The following is a 13,329-nucleotide window of genomic DNA, read 5'->3' as shown; positions in this document are numbered from 1 at the left end:
TAATGAACAAGAGCGCGAAAAAGTCCGGAAACGAGGACAGGGGCAGGGGCCGCGACAGGACACCGGCCGCCGGCAAGATCGCGGATCGGCGCGTGCAGAAGACCCGGAAGCTGCTCTCGGACGCCCTGGTCTCGCTGATCCTGGAGAAGGGCTATGACGAGGTGTCCATCCAGGACATCATCGATCGAGCCAACGTCGGGCGGTCCACGTTCTACTCGCACTACGAGAACAAGGAGCAGCTGCTGCTGTTCGGACACGAGCACCTGCGAGCGCTGTTCCTGCGGGATGCGGGACGTCCGCTCGACTTCCTGCCGTTTTACCGCCACCTCGCCGAGATGCACGAGCTGGTGCACGAGCTCCTGTCCGCGGAGAAGAGCGAGCGGGTGCTGACGCGCTCCCTGGAGGACATCCTTCAGGGCAGCATCTGCCGCCTGTACGCTCCGCGGCTGGCGCTGGAGGAGGGGGCCCTGTTCGTGCTCCGCTCCGAGGCGGCGGCGGCGGCGCTGGTACGGCTGATGACGAGCTGGATCCACAAGGGAATGCCGTGCTCACCGGAGCGGATGGCGGAGGAGAGCACGGCGCTGCTGCAGCGGGTCCTCGCGCACGAGCAGGCCGTGGCGAGCGGACGGACGCGGAAGGAGTGAGGCGCAACCGCGCCGAGGAGCACGTCCAGGCACCACGGGAGGGGAGTGGATCGCGTAGGTGTTTTATGTCAACCAGCGCATGCAGCGTGCCTGTACGGTAGGACCGGTGATGCCGCGGGCCCTTCACCGCGGGCGACGCGGCGGCGCAGGGCGCCCCGTTGGGCCACACCGGAGCCACCCTTCGCCGCGAAACAGGCGGAAGCTATGGTAGCCAATAGTGTTTCTGGCGATCGTTCGTTATCGACCGGTGTTTCTGGCGGGATTCCTGACGCGTGGAACTAGCTGTGGGCCCCGAGCTCACCCCGATCCATCCATGCACGCGCCAGGTTAGCCGCAACGACACCTGCCACGAGCCCGCCGATCAGCCCGGCCGCCTCACCGAACAGCAGCGCACCGCATCGAAGCGCGGCGACCGAGCCCACGCCGAGCACCATACCGATGGCTGTCGTGGCGCGGCGCTCGCTTGGCACGCGCGGCACAACCAAGGCCAGCGACAGACCGAGCATCGCGCCCACGACGACGCACGCCCCCGGCATCGTGCAGCACGTCCCCGAGCTCATGTCCGCGTCCAGGCGGCAGCACGGGCGCAGGATGGAGAGCGGAAGAGCGAGCGTCGTGAGCCCCGCGAGGAGCCCACCCCGTGCGCCGCGAAGGAGCCATGTCCCGCGCCACTCGATGAAGATCCAGACGAGCAGGGTGACGGGCACCCATGCGAGCGCGTCGGGGCCGACGGCGACCACTGCGGCCGCGGCAGATACCGCGGCGACCATCGCCGCTCGCAGGGCGGAGCTGCGCAATCGCCCGAGCTCGTACGCGCGCCTTGCCGCGCGGCGCGCTGCGTCAAAGTCACTCCCCATCGGACCCTCCTAGCAGGAGTCGAAGACGCGCATAGGCGCGCGAGACCCGCTTGCCTCGTCCACGATCTCCGAAGCCGGTCCATCATCGTCGAACCTCCTGCCCCTTCTAGTACTACAGCCGTACTTGGTCCGAGGTGCGGCTGTAGACATCAAAATCGTCGAGAAATCCGTGCCCGTCCGCCCGTCTACAGCCGCAAATGGACCGCAAGTACGGCTGTAGTACTAGCGGCGACGGCGCGAAGCGTGACAACCGGCGCGTCGATTTTCAGGCTGGCGACGCGTTCACATCGACTTCACGTCGAGCAGCGACATCATGCCGGCCTCGGCGTGCTCCAGGATGTGGCAATGGAGCATCCAGCGCCCCTCGTCGAGAGGGACCACGCCGACGTCGACGGTCTCACGCCCGTGGACCAGCACGGTGTCGCGGAAGAACGGCTCGTCCGCGGGTCGGCCGTTGCGGCTCAGGACCTTGAAGAACATCCCGTGAAGGTGGATCGGGTGGAGCCGGCCAGAGTCGTTGACGAACCGGAGCTTGCTCCACTCCCGGCGCGGCAGCACCGAGACTTCGTGCCCATCACCTTCCGCGGTCGACGCCTCCGTGTCGTGAGCATGGCGAGCCGCTGCACCGTTGAGCGTCCATTCGATCCCGAACTCACCGCCTCTCCTCGCGGCCAGCCGGTATTCCAGTCGCGGCGCGATCGCCTCTGTATCGCGCCACGGGGCCACGTGGGCTGCTGCCGGCGAGGGGAAGGCGGGGGTCCGCACCGCTGCTCCCTGGCTCACGTCGATCGAGGCGAGCGCGTTCGGGCGCCGGGTGAAGCGGTCGACGACGCTGAACTGACGGCCCGCCGCGGACGCCGGGATGGTGATGTCGAGGTCGATCCGGTTGCCAGGCGCGAGCTCGAACCCCGCGGGGTCGAGCGGCTTGGCGGTGTACAGCCCGTCGACCGAGATGACCCGCGCGTCGAGGCCGGAGAAGTCCGGCGCGAAGACCCGCCCGTTCGCCGCGTTGAGGAGCCGGAGGCGGATCCGCTCGCCGGGCCGGACGGTGAGGCGCTCGTCGATGCTTCCGTTGACGGTGATGACGTTGCCCCAGCGACCGTCGTGCATGAGGTCGTGCGGCGTGTTGAACTGCGGATCGATCGCGCCCTCTCGGATGCGCCAGTCGTCGAGCACCCAGACGATGTCGCGCGAGTAGGGCGGGGGCACCGGGTCCTCGACCACCAGGACGCCGTACAGGCCGCGTTCGACCTGCTCGCTGCTCCTCAGATGCGGGTGGAACCAGAACGTTCCGGCGTCCTTGGGGACGAACTCGTAGACGAAGGTCCCTCCCGGCGGCACGGCCGGCTGCGTGACGCCGGGCACGCCGTCCATCGCGTTCGGGAGGCGCACGCCGTGCCAGTGCACGGTGGTCGGCCGCGCGAGCCGGTTCGTGAACGTCACGCGGAGCCGCTCGCCGAGGCGGACGCGGATTGTCGGCCCGGGGACCTGGACGTTGTAGGCCCAGACGTCCAGGGGCTGCCCGTCGAGCAGCGGCAGGGTAGCCGGGGCGGCCTCGAGCGCGACGTCGCGGACAACGCCGGTCGGCGACGCCGCCTCCGGGTAAGATCCCTCGAACTCGCGCACCTGCGCGCTCAGGGGGCTGCCGCCGGCGGGCACGGCGCTGGCCGACGCGGCGCCGCGCTCCGGTGCGCGCCAGGGAGGATGGGGCCGGAGAAGCAACGCCGCCGCGATCCCGGCGGCGAGCGTGGCGCCGATGATCAGCGGATACCGCCGCAATGCCGTCGCCATCGTCTCGTGTCCTTTCGTTCACGTTCCATGGTGCTCGTGGAAGCCGACCCCGGGGGGCGTTCCAGCGGTCGGTCGCGTAGCACATGAAGGGTTCTTCTTTCAGTCCTGCGTGGACGACGCGCGTGCCTCCGCCGCATTACAGGCGAGCGCGGTGGCTCAGCTCGTCTGCCTCGGGCGCGATCACCACGACCACCGCGACAGGCTCGGTGGCCAGCCCGGCCATGCGCCGCGCCGGTGAGCGGACGGATCGAAGAACGGAGCGGGCATCGCCGCCGGGGCAGCGGGCGACAAAAAATGTGTCCGCGCGTCACGGTTGGCCCGCTGGTGCCTAGAACAAGCGGCGGCATCCTGCGGCACCTCGCCGCTGTGACCAAATGGGTTACATTCAGAGGACACCAGGAACCCACAAGGAGACTCAGTCATGGCTTACTCTCGCCTCATCGGCCTCGCCGCCGTCAGCATCGCCCTTGCCGCGTGCGGAGGCTCGGAGACGGAAAGCCCTCATGCCCACGGTACGGGCGGGGGTGGCGGCGCGGGAGCGGCGGACGGCACGGGGGGACACGGCGGCACTGGAGAAGGCGGCGGGAGCGGCGGCGGGCCTGCGGTGACGGCGCCCGACGCGCCGGTCCTGTCGTTCGTGATGCCGATGCTCGACGTACTTCACGTCGAGTGGGTGCCACAGCCGGAGTGCGATCAGATCGAGGCCGAGCGCAAGGACCCGGCGAACGAGTACGCCGTCGCCTTCACCGTCGCAGGGTCGAAGAAGGCCTACATGGACTCAGCGGCGACGGAGGACACGGAGTACACGTACCGTCTCCGCTGTAAGGTGGGCGAGGTCTACTCCGAGTACTCGAACGAGATGTCCGGCAACCCCACCGACGAGGAGAGCGCGCCATGATACGGCTTTCGCGTGCTCTTGCGGGCGTCGCATTGCTATCGCTGCTCGCGGCCGGGTGCGCCGCCGAGCAGGCAGAGGAGCCGCCCGTGCCCGATGCCTGGGGCGAGCCCGCCGTCGTGCCCGACAGGAACCCCGATCCCAGGATCGTCGAGGTCGATCTCGAGGCCAGGGAGGCAGAGAAGGCCTACCTGGAGGGCACGACCACCACGGTCTGGGCCTACAACGGTACGGTCCCCGGGCCGCTGATCGAGGCGAACGTGGGCGACACGCTGATCGTCCACTTCAAGAACAGCCTGCCGGAAGAGACGACCATCCACTGGCACGGCGTCCGGGTGCCCAACGAGATGGACGGCGTGATGGCCGTGCAGGAGCCGATCGCGCCAGGCGAGACGTTTACGTACCAGTTCACGCTGCGGGACGCGGGGTTTTACTGGTTCCACCCGCACGTGATGGAGCCGGAGCAGATCCAGAAGGGTCTCTTCGGCCTGATCCGCGTGCGCGGACCGAACGAGCCGGAGGCCGATGTCGAGAAGATCGCCGTGCTCGGGGACGTGTTCCTGAACAAGGATGGGACCTTCAATGAAGAGCTCGACGACGACACGATCATGATGGGCCGCGAGGGCAACGTCGTGCTCGTCAACGGCGAGGTGATGCCAGCGCTCGACGTGCAGCCGGGCGGGCTCACGCGTCTCCGGATCGTCAACGTGGCGAACGGGCGCTTCTTCAACCTGGCGCTCCCGGGCCACACGTTCCGCGTCATCGGCACCGACGGCGGGCTGATCCCGCAGCCGTACGACACCGAGAGGCTCCTGGTCTCTCCCGGCGAGCGCTACGACGTGCTGTTGATCGCCGACGGCGAGCCGGGAACGGAGCTCACCCTGATGAACGAAGCCTACGAGCGCGGGCACCACACCGGACTGGCCGAGCCGATGCCGCTCGCCAGGGTGCGGATCGGCGAGGGGCCCGGGCTGTCCGGGCGCACGCTCCCCGAGACGGGCCCCGCCATCGAGCGGCTACCGGGCGGGCCGGCGGAAGCGACGATCACGTTCGACGAGGGGTATGTCGACGGCAAGCTGACGTTCACGATCGATGGCAAGGCGTTCCCGGACGTGCCGCCGATCGACGTCCAGGAGGGATCGGTCCATGTCTATGACCTGAAGAACGACGCGGAGATGGACCACCCGTTCCACCTGCACGGCTTCTTCTTCCAGGTCCTGGCCAGGGACGACGTGCCGGTGGCCGACGAGGAGCTCGCCAACAAGGATACCGTGATCCTGCCGCAGCGGTCCACCGTGCGCATCGTGACGCGCTTCGATGAGCCGGGCATGTGGATGTATCACTGCCACATCCTCGAGCACACCGAGCGAGGCATGATGGGCGAGATCCACGTCGAGCCCTGAGGACTCCGCGCCTTGAGGCCTTGAGGTCGCGCGGGCGCCTTTCCTCACCTGGTCGAAGGGCGCCCGCGGCATGAGCAGGGATTACCCGGCGCGCGGGGGCGGGTCGATCGCATCCCGTGAACAGGACTCGTGCGTGACGCGCACGAATCGAGGGCGCCTCGCGGCATGGTAGCGTCGGCGCCGTGGACTCCCTGGCGAACATCGAGGCATTCGTGCGGGTCGCCGAGCTCGGGAGCATCACCCGCGCGGCGCGGTCGCTGCATATCACCGCCTCGGCGACTTCATGATCGCGCCCGAGCTCGCGTCGGGGGCGCTGGTCACCGTGCTCGATGAGTTCGCCGTGGACGAGCGTCCCATCCACGCGCTCTACCAGAGCCCGCGGCACGTCATCCCGAGGGTGCGGGTCTTCCTGGACTTCGCGTCCGCGCTGCTCGGACCACCACGTCCATGAGAGGCCTGGCACAGCCCATGGCGAGCAGCCCAGCTGCGCGGGCGTCAAAGCCCTGGCGGGCGGTGCCATCCGGGGTGAACGCATGTGACCCGGGCGGCCACACCGTTGTTTCGACGAGCATCTACGCCACACGTGAGGCCACCTTGACCCGGTGACGACGCGCTCCGCGAGCGGCTGAACGCTCGCGGAGACCTTGGTTCCAGGGCAGGGCGAGCGGCACCGCTTTCGCATCAGAGGTGGATCAGCGGTGGCGTCCCCAACCACGGAGGATCCCATGGCTCAGAGTCCCTACGAACGACCTGTCCAGTCCGATGTGACGCGCGCCGCTCCCCGTGAACGCCGCGCCGGTTCTCCCTTGCGCCAACGCGCGCCGGAGCGGCGGAGGCAACGCGCGATCCCCGGTCTCGCCGTCCTCCTCATCGCTGGAAGCTCTGTCCTCGTGAGCGCGTGCAGCAAGTCCTCGTCGGACGGCCACGGCGAGCACCAGGCAGCGGGCGGCGGCGAGATGGCCGCGGCGCCGTTCGATCGGCAGTTCGTCGACATGATGACGCCTCACCACGAGGGCGCCGTGATGATGGCCGAGACCGCTCAGGAGCGCGCCGAGCACCCGGAGCTGAAGGCGATGGCCGACGACATCATCTCGGCCCAGAACCAGGAAGTCAGTCAGCTGAAGAGCTGGCGCGAGCAGTGGTACGGGAGCGCAGAGACGCCGCCCGTGGACGAGATGCCCATGCTCCCTGGCATGGAGCACGACGCGATGATGGACATGGTGCAGGCCAACGAGGAGTTGAAGACGGCGGAGCCGTTCGACAGGGCGTTCATCGACGCAATGATCCCGCACCACGAGATGGCGATCGACGCCGCCGAGGTGGCCCTGCAGAAGGCCGAGCACGCCGAGATCAAGACGCTCGCCTCCGGCATCATCGAGGCGCAGCAGCGGGAGATCGACCAGATGAAGGCGTGGCGCGCGGCGTGGTACCCGGAAGAGTAGCAGCCGCGCCGGCGGCGCTCTCGACAGAGCAGCGGTAACGCCGGGCCGAGGCGAGCCTCGACGAGGGGAAGCAGATACGGCCACATCAGGGTGGGCAACGTGACCGAGATGGTCACAGCCGCCCACGGAGCCCGAGGGTCACCGCCGGATAAGGCGCGCACCTCGCGCGCATCGCGCAAGCCCTGCGCCTCCCCCACGAGGGGCACCGGCGAGGACCGGCGAAGGCCATGCGGCACACCCTGTGCTGTCGCCTCCGGCATGAAGTCGCGACTGTTCGCCGCCGTGCTCGCGCTGGCGTCGCTTGGCGACGCGCAGGCCGCGCAGGCCGCGCAGGCCGAGGATGCCGGGCTCGCCGCGATCGTCGCCGACGTCCTCGCCCGCAGCCCCTCGCTGCGCGCGGGCACGCTGCGCCGGCGCGCGTTCCAGGACGAGGCCGCGGCGGCGGGCGCGTGGCCCGATCCCGCGGCCAGCGTGATGGTCGATCGCGTCCCGATGGGCGCGGAGATGCCCATGATCCGGTACGAGCTCTCGCAGATGGTCCCCTGGCCCGGGAAGCTCGAGCTGATGCGCCGGCCGGTGGAGCAGCAGGAGAAGAGCGCCGCGGCGGAGCTCGCGGTCCGCCGGCTCGACCTGCGTCTCGAGGCGAAGCGCGCCTATTTCATGCTTCTCCTCAACGCGAAGCGCCGTGAGGTGACCCGCGCCGGGCGCGGCCTCGCGGTCCAGATCGCGGGCGCGGCGCTCGGGCGTTACGCCGCGGGCCAGACCGGCCACCACGACGTGGCGCGCGCGCAGGTGGAGGTCGCGGCGATCGACGTGGAGCTCGTCAACCTGGAGGGCGAGCGCGCCGCCATGGTGGCCATGCTGAACGCGCTCAGGAACCGGCCTGTCGACACGGCGATCGCCGATCCGAGCGAAGCGCACTCCCCGATGCCCTCGGGCGGGCTCGCGGCGCTCGCCGGACGGGCCGGTGCGGCGCGGCCCGAGCTCAAGGGGATGGCGGCGATGCGCGCCGAGGCGCAGGCGATGGCGGCGGTGGCGCGCAAGGAGCCGTATCCGGACCTCATGACCGGCGTGTGGCTCAACCAGAACATCGGCGCTGCGCCGTCGTTCGGCGCGATGATCGGGGCCACGATCCCGCTCTTCGGCGTCGCCAAGCAGGGACACCTCGCCCGCGCCTTCGACGCGCGCGCGGAGGGCGCCGCGGAGGACCAGGCGGAGATGCGCGCGATGATCGCGTCCGAGGTCGCCGGCGCCTGGCACCGGGCGCAGGCCGCGACCCGGCAGATGGATCTCCTGCGCGCGGTGGCGCTGCCGAAGGCGCGCGAGAGCTTCGAGGCCGCGATCGCGGGCTACGGCACGGCGGCGGCGGATCTCGTCGCTGTGCTCGACGCGCGGCGCGCCCTCCAGAGCGCGGAGCTCGCCGTCGCCGAGGCGATGGTGCGCCGCGAGATCGCCCTTGCAGAGCTCGAGCGGGCCGTGGGCGAGCCGCTCGGTGGAGATGGACAATGAAGCGGACTCATTCCCTCTTGCTCGCTGCCTCGGTGGCGCTACTCGGCTGCAAGGCTCCGTCGCCCGCAACCGATGACGGCCACGCCGCGCACGCGGCCTCGACCCCCGCGCCGGCACCGGCGCCGATCGATCCCCACGCTGGTCACAGGGCACAGGGGGCCGAGCCCGCCGGAGGCGACGCCCACGCTGGTCATGGGGCGCAGCAGGGGGCCGAGCCCGCCGAAGGCCGCGCCAAGGAGGGGCCGGGCACGCCGATGACTCCGGCGGGCTACGCCCCGGTCGCGCTGGATCCGGCGCGCCTCGGCGGCCTCTCGCTCAGCACGGCCTCGGTCGAGGCGCGGGAGCTCAAGAGGCCTCTGCGCACGGTGGGCGTCGTCGCGCTGGACGAGACGCGCTCGGCGCACGTGCACGCGAAGGTCCGGGGCTTCATCGAGCGCGTCGCCGTCGACTTCGTCGGCCGCAAGGTCTCGGCCGGGCAGGTGCTCTGCTCGCTCTACAGCCAGGAGGTCTTCGCGGCGGAGCTGGAGTTCGTCGCGCTGCTCGAGCGCGCCGCGGGAGGTCCCACGCCTGCGGGAGAGTTCGGGGCCGCGGAGCGGCGCGCGCAGGAGCAGCTCCTCGGCGCCGCGCGTCGGCGCCTCTCGCTCTGGGACGTGCCGAAGGCGGAGATCGCGCGGCTCGAGGCGACCCGGCAGCCTCAGCGCACCTTCGCCCTCACCGCGCCCCGCGCCGGGGTCGTCGTTGCGAAGCAGGCCGTGGACGGCATGTTCGTGGAGCCCTCGCTGGAGCTCTACACCATCTCGGACCTGTCCCGCGTCTGGGTGCTGGCCGACGTGTACGAGCGCGATGTGCCGTATGTTCGCGCCGGGGATCACGCGCACCTCAGCGTGGAGGGGCGCGAAGGGGCGCTCCATGCGCCGGTCGCGTTCGTCCCGCCGACGGTGGACGAGGCGACGCGCACGATGAAGATCCGGTTCGAGCTCGACAACAGCGACGGCTCGCTCCGGCCAGGCGCGTTCGTCTCCGTGAACATGGATCTGGCGCTCGGCGAGGGACTCTCTGTCCCAGAGAGCGCGGTGATCCGGACCGGCACGCGCGCCATCGCCTTCGTCGTTCAGGGGGATCGGGCGGAACCGCGCGAGGTGAAGCTCGGCCCGCTGATCGGCGATCGCTACCGGGTCGACGCAGGCCTCTCCGCGGGAGAGCGGGTGGCGACAGGGGCGCAGTTCCTCCTCGACTCCGAGAGCCGGCTCCAGGCCTCGAGCGCTCCGAAGGGCGGCCATGTCCACTGAGCAGCCGCGCCCGGAGGACGCGGAGGCGGCGCCGACCGGCGCCATCGCGCGCCTCATCGACTTCTCCGCGCGGAAGCGATTTTTCATCTTCCTCGTCGCCGCGGCGCTCACCCTGTTCGGGCTGTTCAGCGCACGGCGCACCCAGCTTGACGCGCTGCCGGATCTCTCTGACACCCAGGTCATCGTGGCGACCGAGTGGATGGGCCGCAGCCCGACCCTCATCGAGGATCAGGTCACCTATCCCGTCGTCACGTCCTTCCTGGGCGCGCCCAGCGTCAAGACCGTCCGCGGCTTCACGATGTTCGGGATGAGCTTCGTCTATGTCGTCTTCAAGGACGGGACGGACATCTACTGGGCACGATCCCGCGTCGTCGAGCAGCTCGCCAAGGTGAAGGACAGCCTGCCCGAGGGCGTTACGCCTCAGATCGGCCCGGACGCGACCAGCGTGGGATGGGTCTACCAGTATGCCCTCGTCGACGAGAGCGGGACGCACAACCTGCAGGAGCTGCGCTCGTTCCAGGACTGGCACCTTCGCTACTGGCTCCAGGGCCTGGAAGGGGTCGCCGAGGTCGCGAGCGTGGGCGGCTTCGAGAAGGAGTACCAGATCCAGGTCGACCCGGCGCGGATGAAGGCGAGGGGCGTGTCCGTGGGGCAGGTCGCCGCGGCCGTCCGCGGGGCCAACACCGAGGTGGGCGGGCGCGTCATCGAGATGGCGCAGCACGAGTATGTGCTCCGCGGCCGGGGCTACGTGCGCGCCAGGGAGGATCTCGATGACGCGGTGGTCGCGACCGACACGCGCGGCACGCCGATCCGCGTCCGCGACGTGGCCGACGTGACCGTGGGCGGCAACCTCCGCCGCGGCGTGGCCGAGCTCGACGGGCGCGGTGAGGTCGTGGGCGGCATCGTGGTGATGCGCCACGGGGAGAACGCGCTCCACGTCATCGATCGGGTCAAGAGCAAGCTCGAGGAGGTGAGGGGCTCGCTGCCGGCCGGCGTGAAGATCGTGCCCGTCTACGACCGGAGCGAGCTCATCGTCGGCTCGGTGAAGACGCTCTCGACCAACCTGGTCCAGATCCTGGGTGTGGTCATCCTGGTCATCTTCGTCTTCCTCTTCCATCTGCGCTCCGCCCTGGTGGCCGCCATCGCGCTCCCGGTCGCGACGGCCGCGACGTTCATCGCTTTTTATGTGCTGGATCTATCGATCAACATCATGTCGCTCGCCGGGATCATCCTGGCGCTGGGCGACATGGTCGACTCCGCCTGCGTGCTGGTCGAGAACGCGCACCGGAAGATCGAGGCGGCGGAGCGGGAAGGGCGCAAGATCCCGCGCGCGGAGATCGTCATCGGCGCCGCGCGCGAGCTCGGGCCCTCGATGTTCGGGGCGCTGCTCGTGCTCACCATCGCCTTTTTGCCGGTCTTCACCCTCGAGGGCGAGGAAGGCCGGCTCTTCCGGCCGCTCGCCCTGGCCAAGACCTTCTCGATGGCGTTCGCGTCGCTCTTCGCGGTCACGCTGGTACCTGCGTTGATGGTGACGTTCCTCCGGGGCCGGATCACGCCGGAGCAGAGGAACCCGATCAACCGCCTCTGCATCGCGGCCTATCGACCCGTGCTGCGGGCGTGCCTGCGTCGCCGTGGGATGGTCATCGCGGTCGCGGTCGGGCTCATGGGCGCCACGGTCTACCCGATGTCGCGCCTGGGATCGGAGTTCATGCCGCCGCTCGAGGAGGGCGACCTGCTCTTCATGCCGGTCACGGTGCCGGGCATCCCGATCGCCGAGGCCCGGCGTCTCCTGGCCTGGCAGGACGCGCAGATCCGGACTGTGCCCGAGGTCGAGCGCGTGTTCGGCAAGGCGGGCCGCGCCGAGACCGCGCTCGATCCGGCCCCGCTCTCGATGTTCGAGACCGTCGTGCGGCTCAAGCCCAAGAACGCGTGGCGGCCGGGTTTGACCCAGGAGAAGCTCGTGGCCGAGCTCGAGCAGAAGACGGCGACCCCGGGCGTGCAGGGCGCGTGGACGATGCCCATCAAGGCGCGGATCGACATGCTCGCGACGGGGATCCGGACGCCGATCGGGGTCAAGGTCTTCGGGCCGGACCTCGAGGTCATCAGCAGGATCGACGACGACCTGGAGCGCGTGCTCAGGGACGTGCCCGGAACGCGGAGCGTCTACGCGGAACGCGAGCTCGGCGGCTTCTTTCTCGACATCACGCCCGACCGACAAGCCATCGCCCGGTACGGCCTCAGCGTGCGCGACGTGCTCGACGTGGTGGAGAGCACGATCGGCGGGATGGATGTCGACACCACGTTCGAAGGGCGCGAGCGCTACCGGGTGAGCGTGCGTTATCCGAGGGAGCTCCGGGACAACATCGAGGCGCTGCGCGATGTGCCGGTCCCGGTCACCCCGCTGTCGCCGCGCCCACTGCCGGTCGGGAGCGCCCCGGCGCCGATGGGGGGCGCGGCGGCCATGAGCTCCGGAGGAGGGATGGCTGCGAGCTCCATGGGCGGCGACGCGATGAGAGGCGCACCCTCGCCGGCCGAGATTGCGGGCCTCGCTGCCGGCGGGGGCGGCTCGATGGGCGGGAGCGCGATGGGCGGGGGCGCCGCCGTGGCGAGGGGCCAGGCAGAGGGGCCGGCGCGCGCGGCGTTCGTCCCGCTCGGGCAGCTCGCCAGGATCGATACGGTCATGGGGCCGCCGATGATCAAGAGCGAGATGGGCTCGCTCACAGGCTGGATCTACATCGACACCTCCACGAGCGACATCGGCGGTTACGTGGAGTCGGCAAAGGTAGCCGTCGCGCGAGATGTCGAGCTCCCCGCGGGGTACTATCTCAAGTGGACCGGCCAGTACGAGCTGCTCGAGCGCGTGCGAGAGCGCCTCGCGTACATCCTGCCGCTCACGATCGGCATCGTCTTCGTGATCCTTTATCTGAACTTCAACGGCGCAGCGCAGACGCTCCTCGTGATGACCGGCGTGCCGTTCGCCGCGGTGGGCGCGATCTGGACGCTCTACGCCGCTGGCTTCAACACGTCGATCGCCGTGTGGGTCGGGATGATCGCGCTCCTCGGCGTCGCCGCCGAGACCGCGAGCGTCATGATCGTCTACCTCGACGAGGCCTGGACCAGGGGGCGTGAAGCCGGCACGCTGGCAAGCGTCGACGACCTCATCCAGGTCTCGCTGGAGGCGGGCGCGAAGCGCGTCCGCCCGCTCCTGATGACGGTGCTCACCAACGTGTTCGGTCTGCTCCCCGTGCTGCTCGACGATGGCGTCGGGTCCGACGTGGCCAAGCGCATCGCCGCGCCCATGTGGGGAGGCCTGGTCTCGCTCACGCTGCTGACGCTCTTGGTGATCCCCGCGATGTACGTGGTGTGGAGGAGCCTCGAGCTCCGCCGGGCCACGCCCGCGGCGCCGCCTGCTGTGGCTCCAGCGCTGGCCGCGGCGGAGGAAGCCGCGCAGGGTTGACAGCGCTGCGCAAGGTCGCTCCGTTCAGCGCCGCCCCGCGCG

11 protein-coding genes are annotated in these 13,329 nt (G+C 70.0%); 9 read left to right on the top strand and 2 right to left on the bottom strand.

Annotated elements, in window-relative coordinates:
- The first annotated feature begins 2 nt into the window (after positions 1-2).
- Positions 3-644 carry a TetR/AcrR family transcriptional regulator gene (locus tag WMF34_RS41200; protein WP_437991207.1) on the top strand — a complete coding sequence of 214 codons (642 nt, stop codon included), beginning with the start codon at positions 3-5 and terminating at the stop codon, positions 642-644.
- A gap of 278 nt (positions 645-922) precedes the next feature.
- Here the strand turns inward: WMF34_RS41200 and WMF34_RS41195 are convergent, their stop codons facing one another.
- Together WMF34_RS41195 and WMF34_RS41190 are read right to left on the bottom strand one after the other, a co-directional pair.
- Positions 923-1,501, bottom strand: coding sequence for a hypothetical protein (locus WMF34_RS41195; protein WP_012240712.1), 579 nt, complete (start codon positions 1,499-1,501; stop codon positions 923-925).
- A gap of 282 nt (positions 1,502-1,783) precedes the next feature.
- On the bottom strand, positions 1,784-3,292 hold the full coding sequence (locus WMF34_RS41190; protein WP_012240711.1) for a multicopper oxidase family protein: 1,509 nt from the start codon (positions 3,290-3,292) through the stop codon (positions 1,784-1,786).
- A 421-nt stretch (positions 3,293-3,713) separates the two neighbouring features.
- Between WMF34_RS41190 and WMF34_RS41185 the strand changes: the two genes are divergently transcribed.
- The 8 genes from WMF34_RS41185 to WMF34_RS41150 all read left to right on the top strand — a co-directional run bounded on the left by WMF34_RS41185 (position 3,714) and on the right by WMF34_RS41150 (position 13,287).
- Complete coding sequence (locus tag WMF34_RS41185) at positions 3,714-4,190, top strand: hypothetical protein (RefSeq protein WP_012240710.1); 477 nt, start codon at positions 3,714-3,716, stop codon at positions 4,188-4,190.
- Positions 4,187-5,590 (top strand): multicopper oxidase family protein, encoded by a 1,404-nt coding sequence (locus tag WMF34_RS41180; protein ID WP_012240709.1) that lies wholly within the window; start codon positions 4,187-4,189, stop codon positions 5,588-5,590. Before WMF34_RS41185 ends, WMF34_RS41180 begins: the two co-directional genes overlap by 4 nt.
- A gap of 182 nt (positions 5,591-5,772) precedes the next feature.
- Positions 5,773-5,877 (top strand): helix-turn-helix domain-containing protein, encoded by a 105-nt coding sequence (locus WMF34_RS41175; RefSeq protein ID WP_157907271.1) that lies wholly within the window; start codon positions 5,773-5,775, stop codon positions 5,875-5,877.
- Positions 5,874-6,041: a hypothetical protein gene (locus WMF34_RS41170; protein WP_012240708.1), complete on the top strand. Its 168-nt coding sequence runs from the start codon at positions 5,874-5,876 to the stop codon at positions 6,039-6,041. The genes WMF34_RS41175 and WMF34_RS41170 overlap by 4 nt, the downstream gene beginning before the upstream one ends.
- A 439-nt stretch (positions 6,042-6,480) precedes the next feature.
- Positions 6,481-7,032 carry a DUF305 domain-containing protein gene (locus tag WMF34_RS41165; RefSeq protein WP_231864520.1) on the top strand — a complete coding sequence of 184 codons (552 nt, stop codon included), beginning with the start codon at positions 6,481-6,483 and terminating at the stop codon, positions 7,030-7,032.
- A 258-nt stretch (positions 7,033-7,290) separates the two neighbouring features.
- Positions 7,291-8,541: a TolC family protein gene (locus tag WMF34_RS41160; protein ID WP_044967056.1), complete on the top strand. Its 1,251-nt coding sequence runs from the start codon at positions 7,291-7,293 to the stop codon at positions 8,539-8,541.
- A complete protein-coding gene (locus WMF34_RS41155) occupies positions 8,538-9,830 on the top strand; it encodes an efflux RND transporter periplasmic adaptor subunit (protein ID WP_012240705.1) in 1,293 nt (430 codons plus the stop codon). Before WMF34_RS41160 ends, WMF34_RS41155 begins: the two co-directional genes overlap by 4 nt.
- Positions 9,820-13,287, top strand: coding sequence for an efflux RND transporter permease subunit (locus tag WMF34_RS41150; protein ID WP_012240704.1), 3,468 nt, complete (start codon positions 9,820-9,822; stop codon positions 13,285-13,287). The genes WMF34_RS41155 and WMF34_RS41150 overlap by 11 nt, the downstream gene beginning before the upstream one ends.
- Positions 13,288-13,329 lie beyond the last annotated feature (42 nt).

Source organism: Sorangium sp. So ce145 (assembly GCF_051525985.1).
Lineage (GTDB): Bacteria > Myxococcota_A > Polyangia > Polyangiales > Polyangiaceae > Sorangium > Sorangium cellulosum_B.
The sequence above is the reverse complement of the archived record's forward strand: the minus strand, read 5'-3'. Positions and strand labels throughout refer to the sequence as shown.

What these genes read in the sequence shown, in the direction of transcription:
- WMF34_RS41200 (WP_437991207.1), top strand. Translation starts at nt 3, where the DNA reads ATGAACAAGAGCGCGAAAAAGTCCGGAAACGAGGACAGGGGCAGGGGC.
- WMF34_RS41195 (WP_012240712.1), bottom strand. Translation starts at nt 1,501, where the DNA reads ATGGGGAGTGACTTTGACGCAGCGCGCCGCGCGGCAAGGCGCGCGTAC.
- WMF34_RS41190 (WP_012240711.1), bottom strand. Translation starts at nt 3,292, where the DNA reads ATGGCGACGGCATTGCGGCGGTATCCGCTGATCATCGGCGCCACGCTC.
- WMF34_RS41185 (WP_012240710.1), top strand. Translation starts at nt 3,714, where the DNA reads ATGGCTTACTCTCGCCTCATCGGCCTCGCCGCCGTCAGCATCGCCCTT.
- WMF34_RS41180 (WP_012240709.1), top strand. Translation starts at nt 4,187, where the DNA reads ATGATACGGCTTTCGCGTGCTCTTGCGGGCGTCGCATTGCTATCGCTG.
- WMF34_RS41170 (WP_012240708.1), top strand. Translation starts at nt 5,874, where the DNA reads ATGATCGCGCCCGAGCTCGCGTCGGGGGCGCTGGTCACCGTGCTCGAT.
- WMF34_RS41160 (WP_044967056.1), top strand. Translation starts at nt 7,291, where the DNA reads ATGAAGTCGCGACTGTTCGCCGCCGTGCTCGCGCTGGCGTCGCTTGGC.
- WMF34_RS41155 (WP_012240705.1), top strand. Translation starts at nt 8,538, where the DNA reads ATGAAGCGGACTCATTCCCTCTTGCTCGCTGCCTCGGTGGCGCTACTC.
- WMF34_RS41150 (WP_012240704.1), top strand. Translation starts at nt 9,820, where the DNA reads ATGTCCACTGAGCAGCCGCGCCCGGAGGACGCGGAGGCGGCGCCGACC.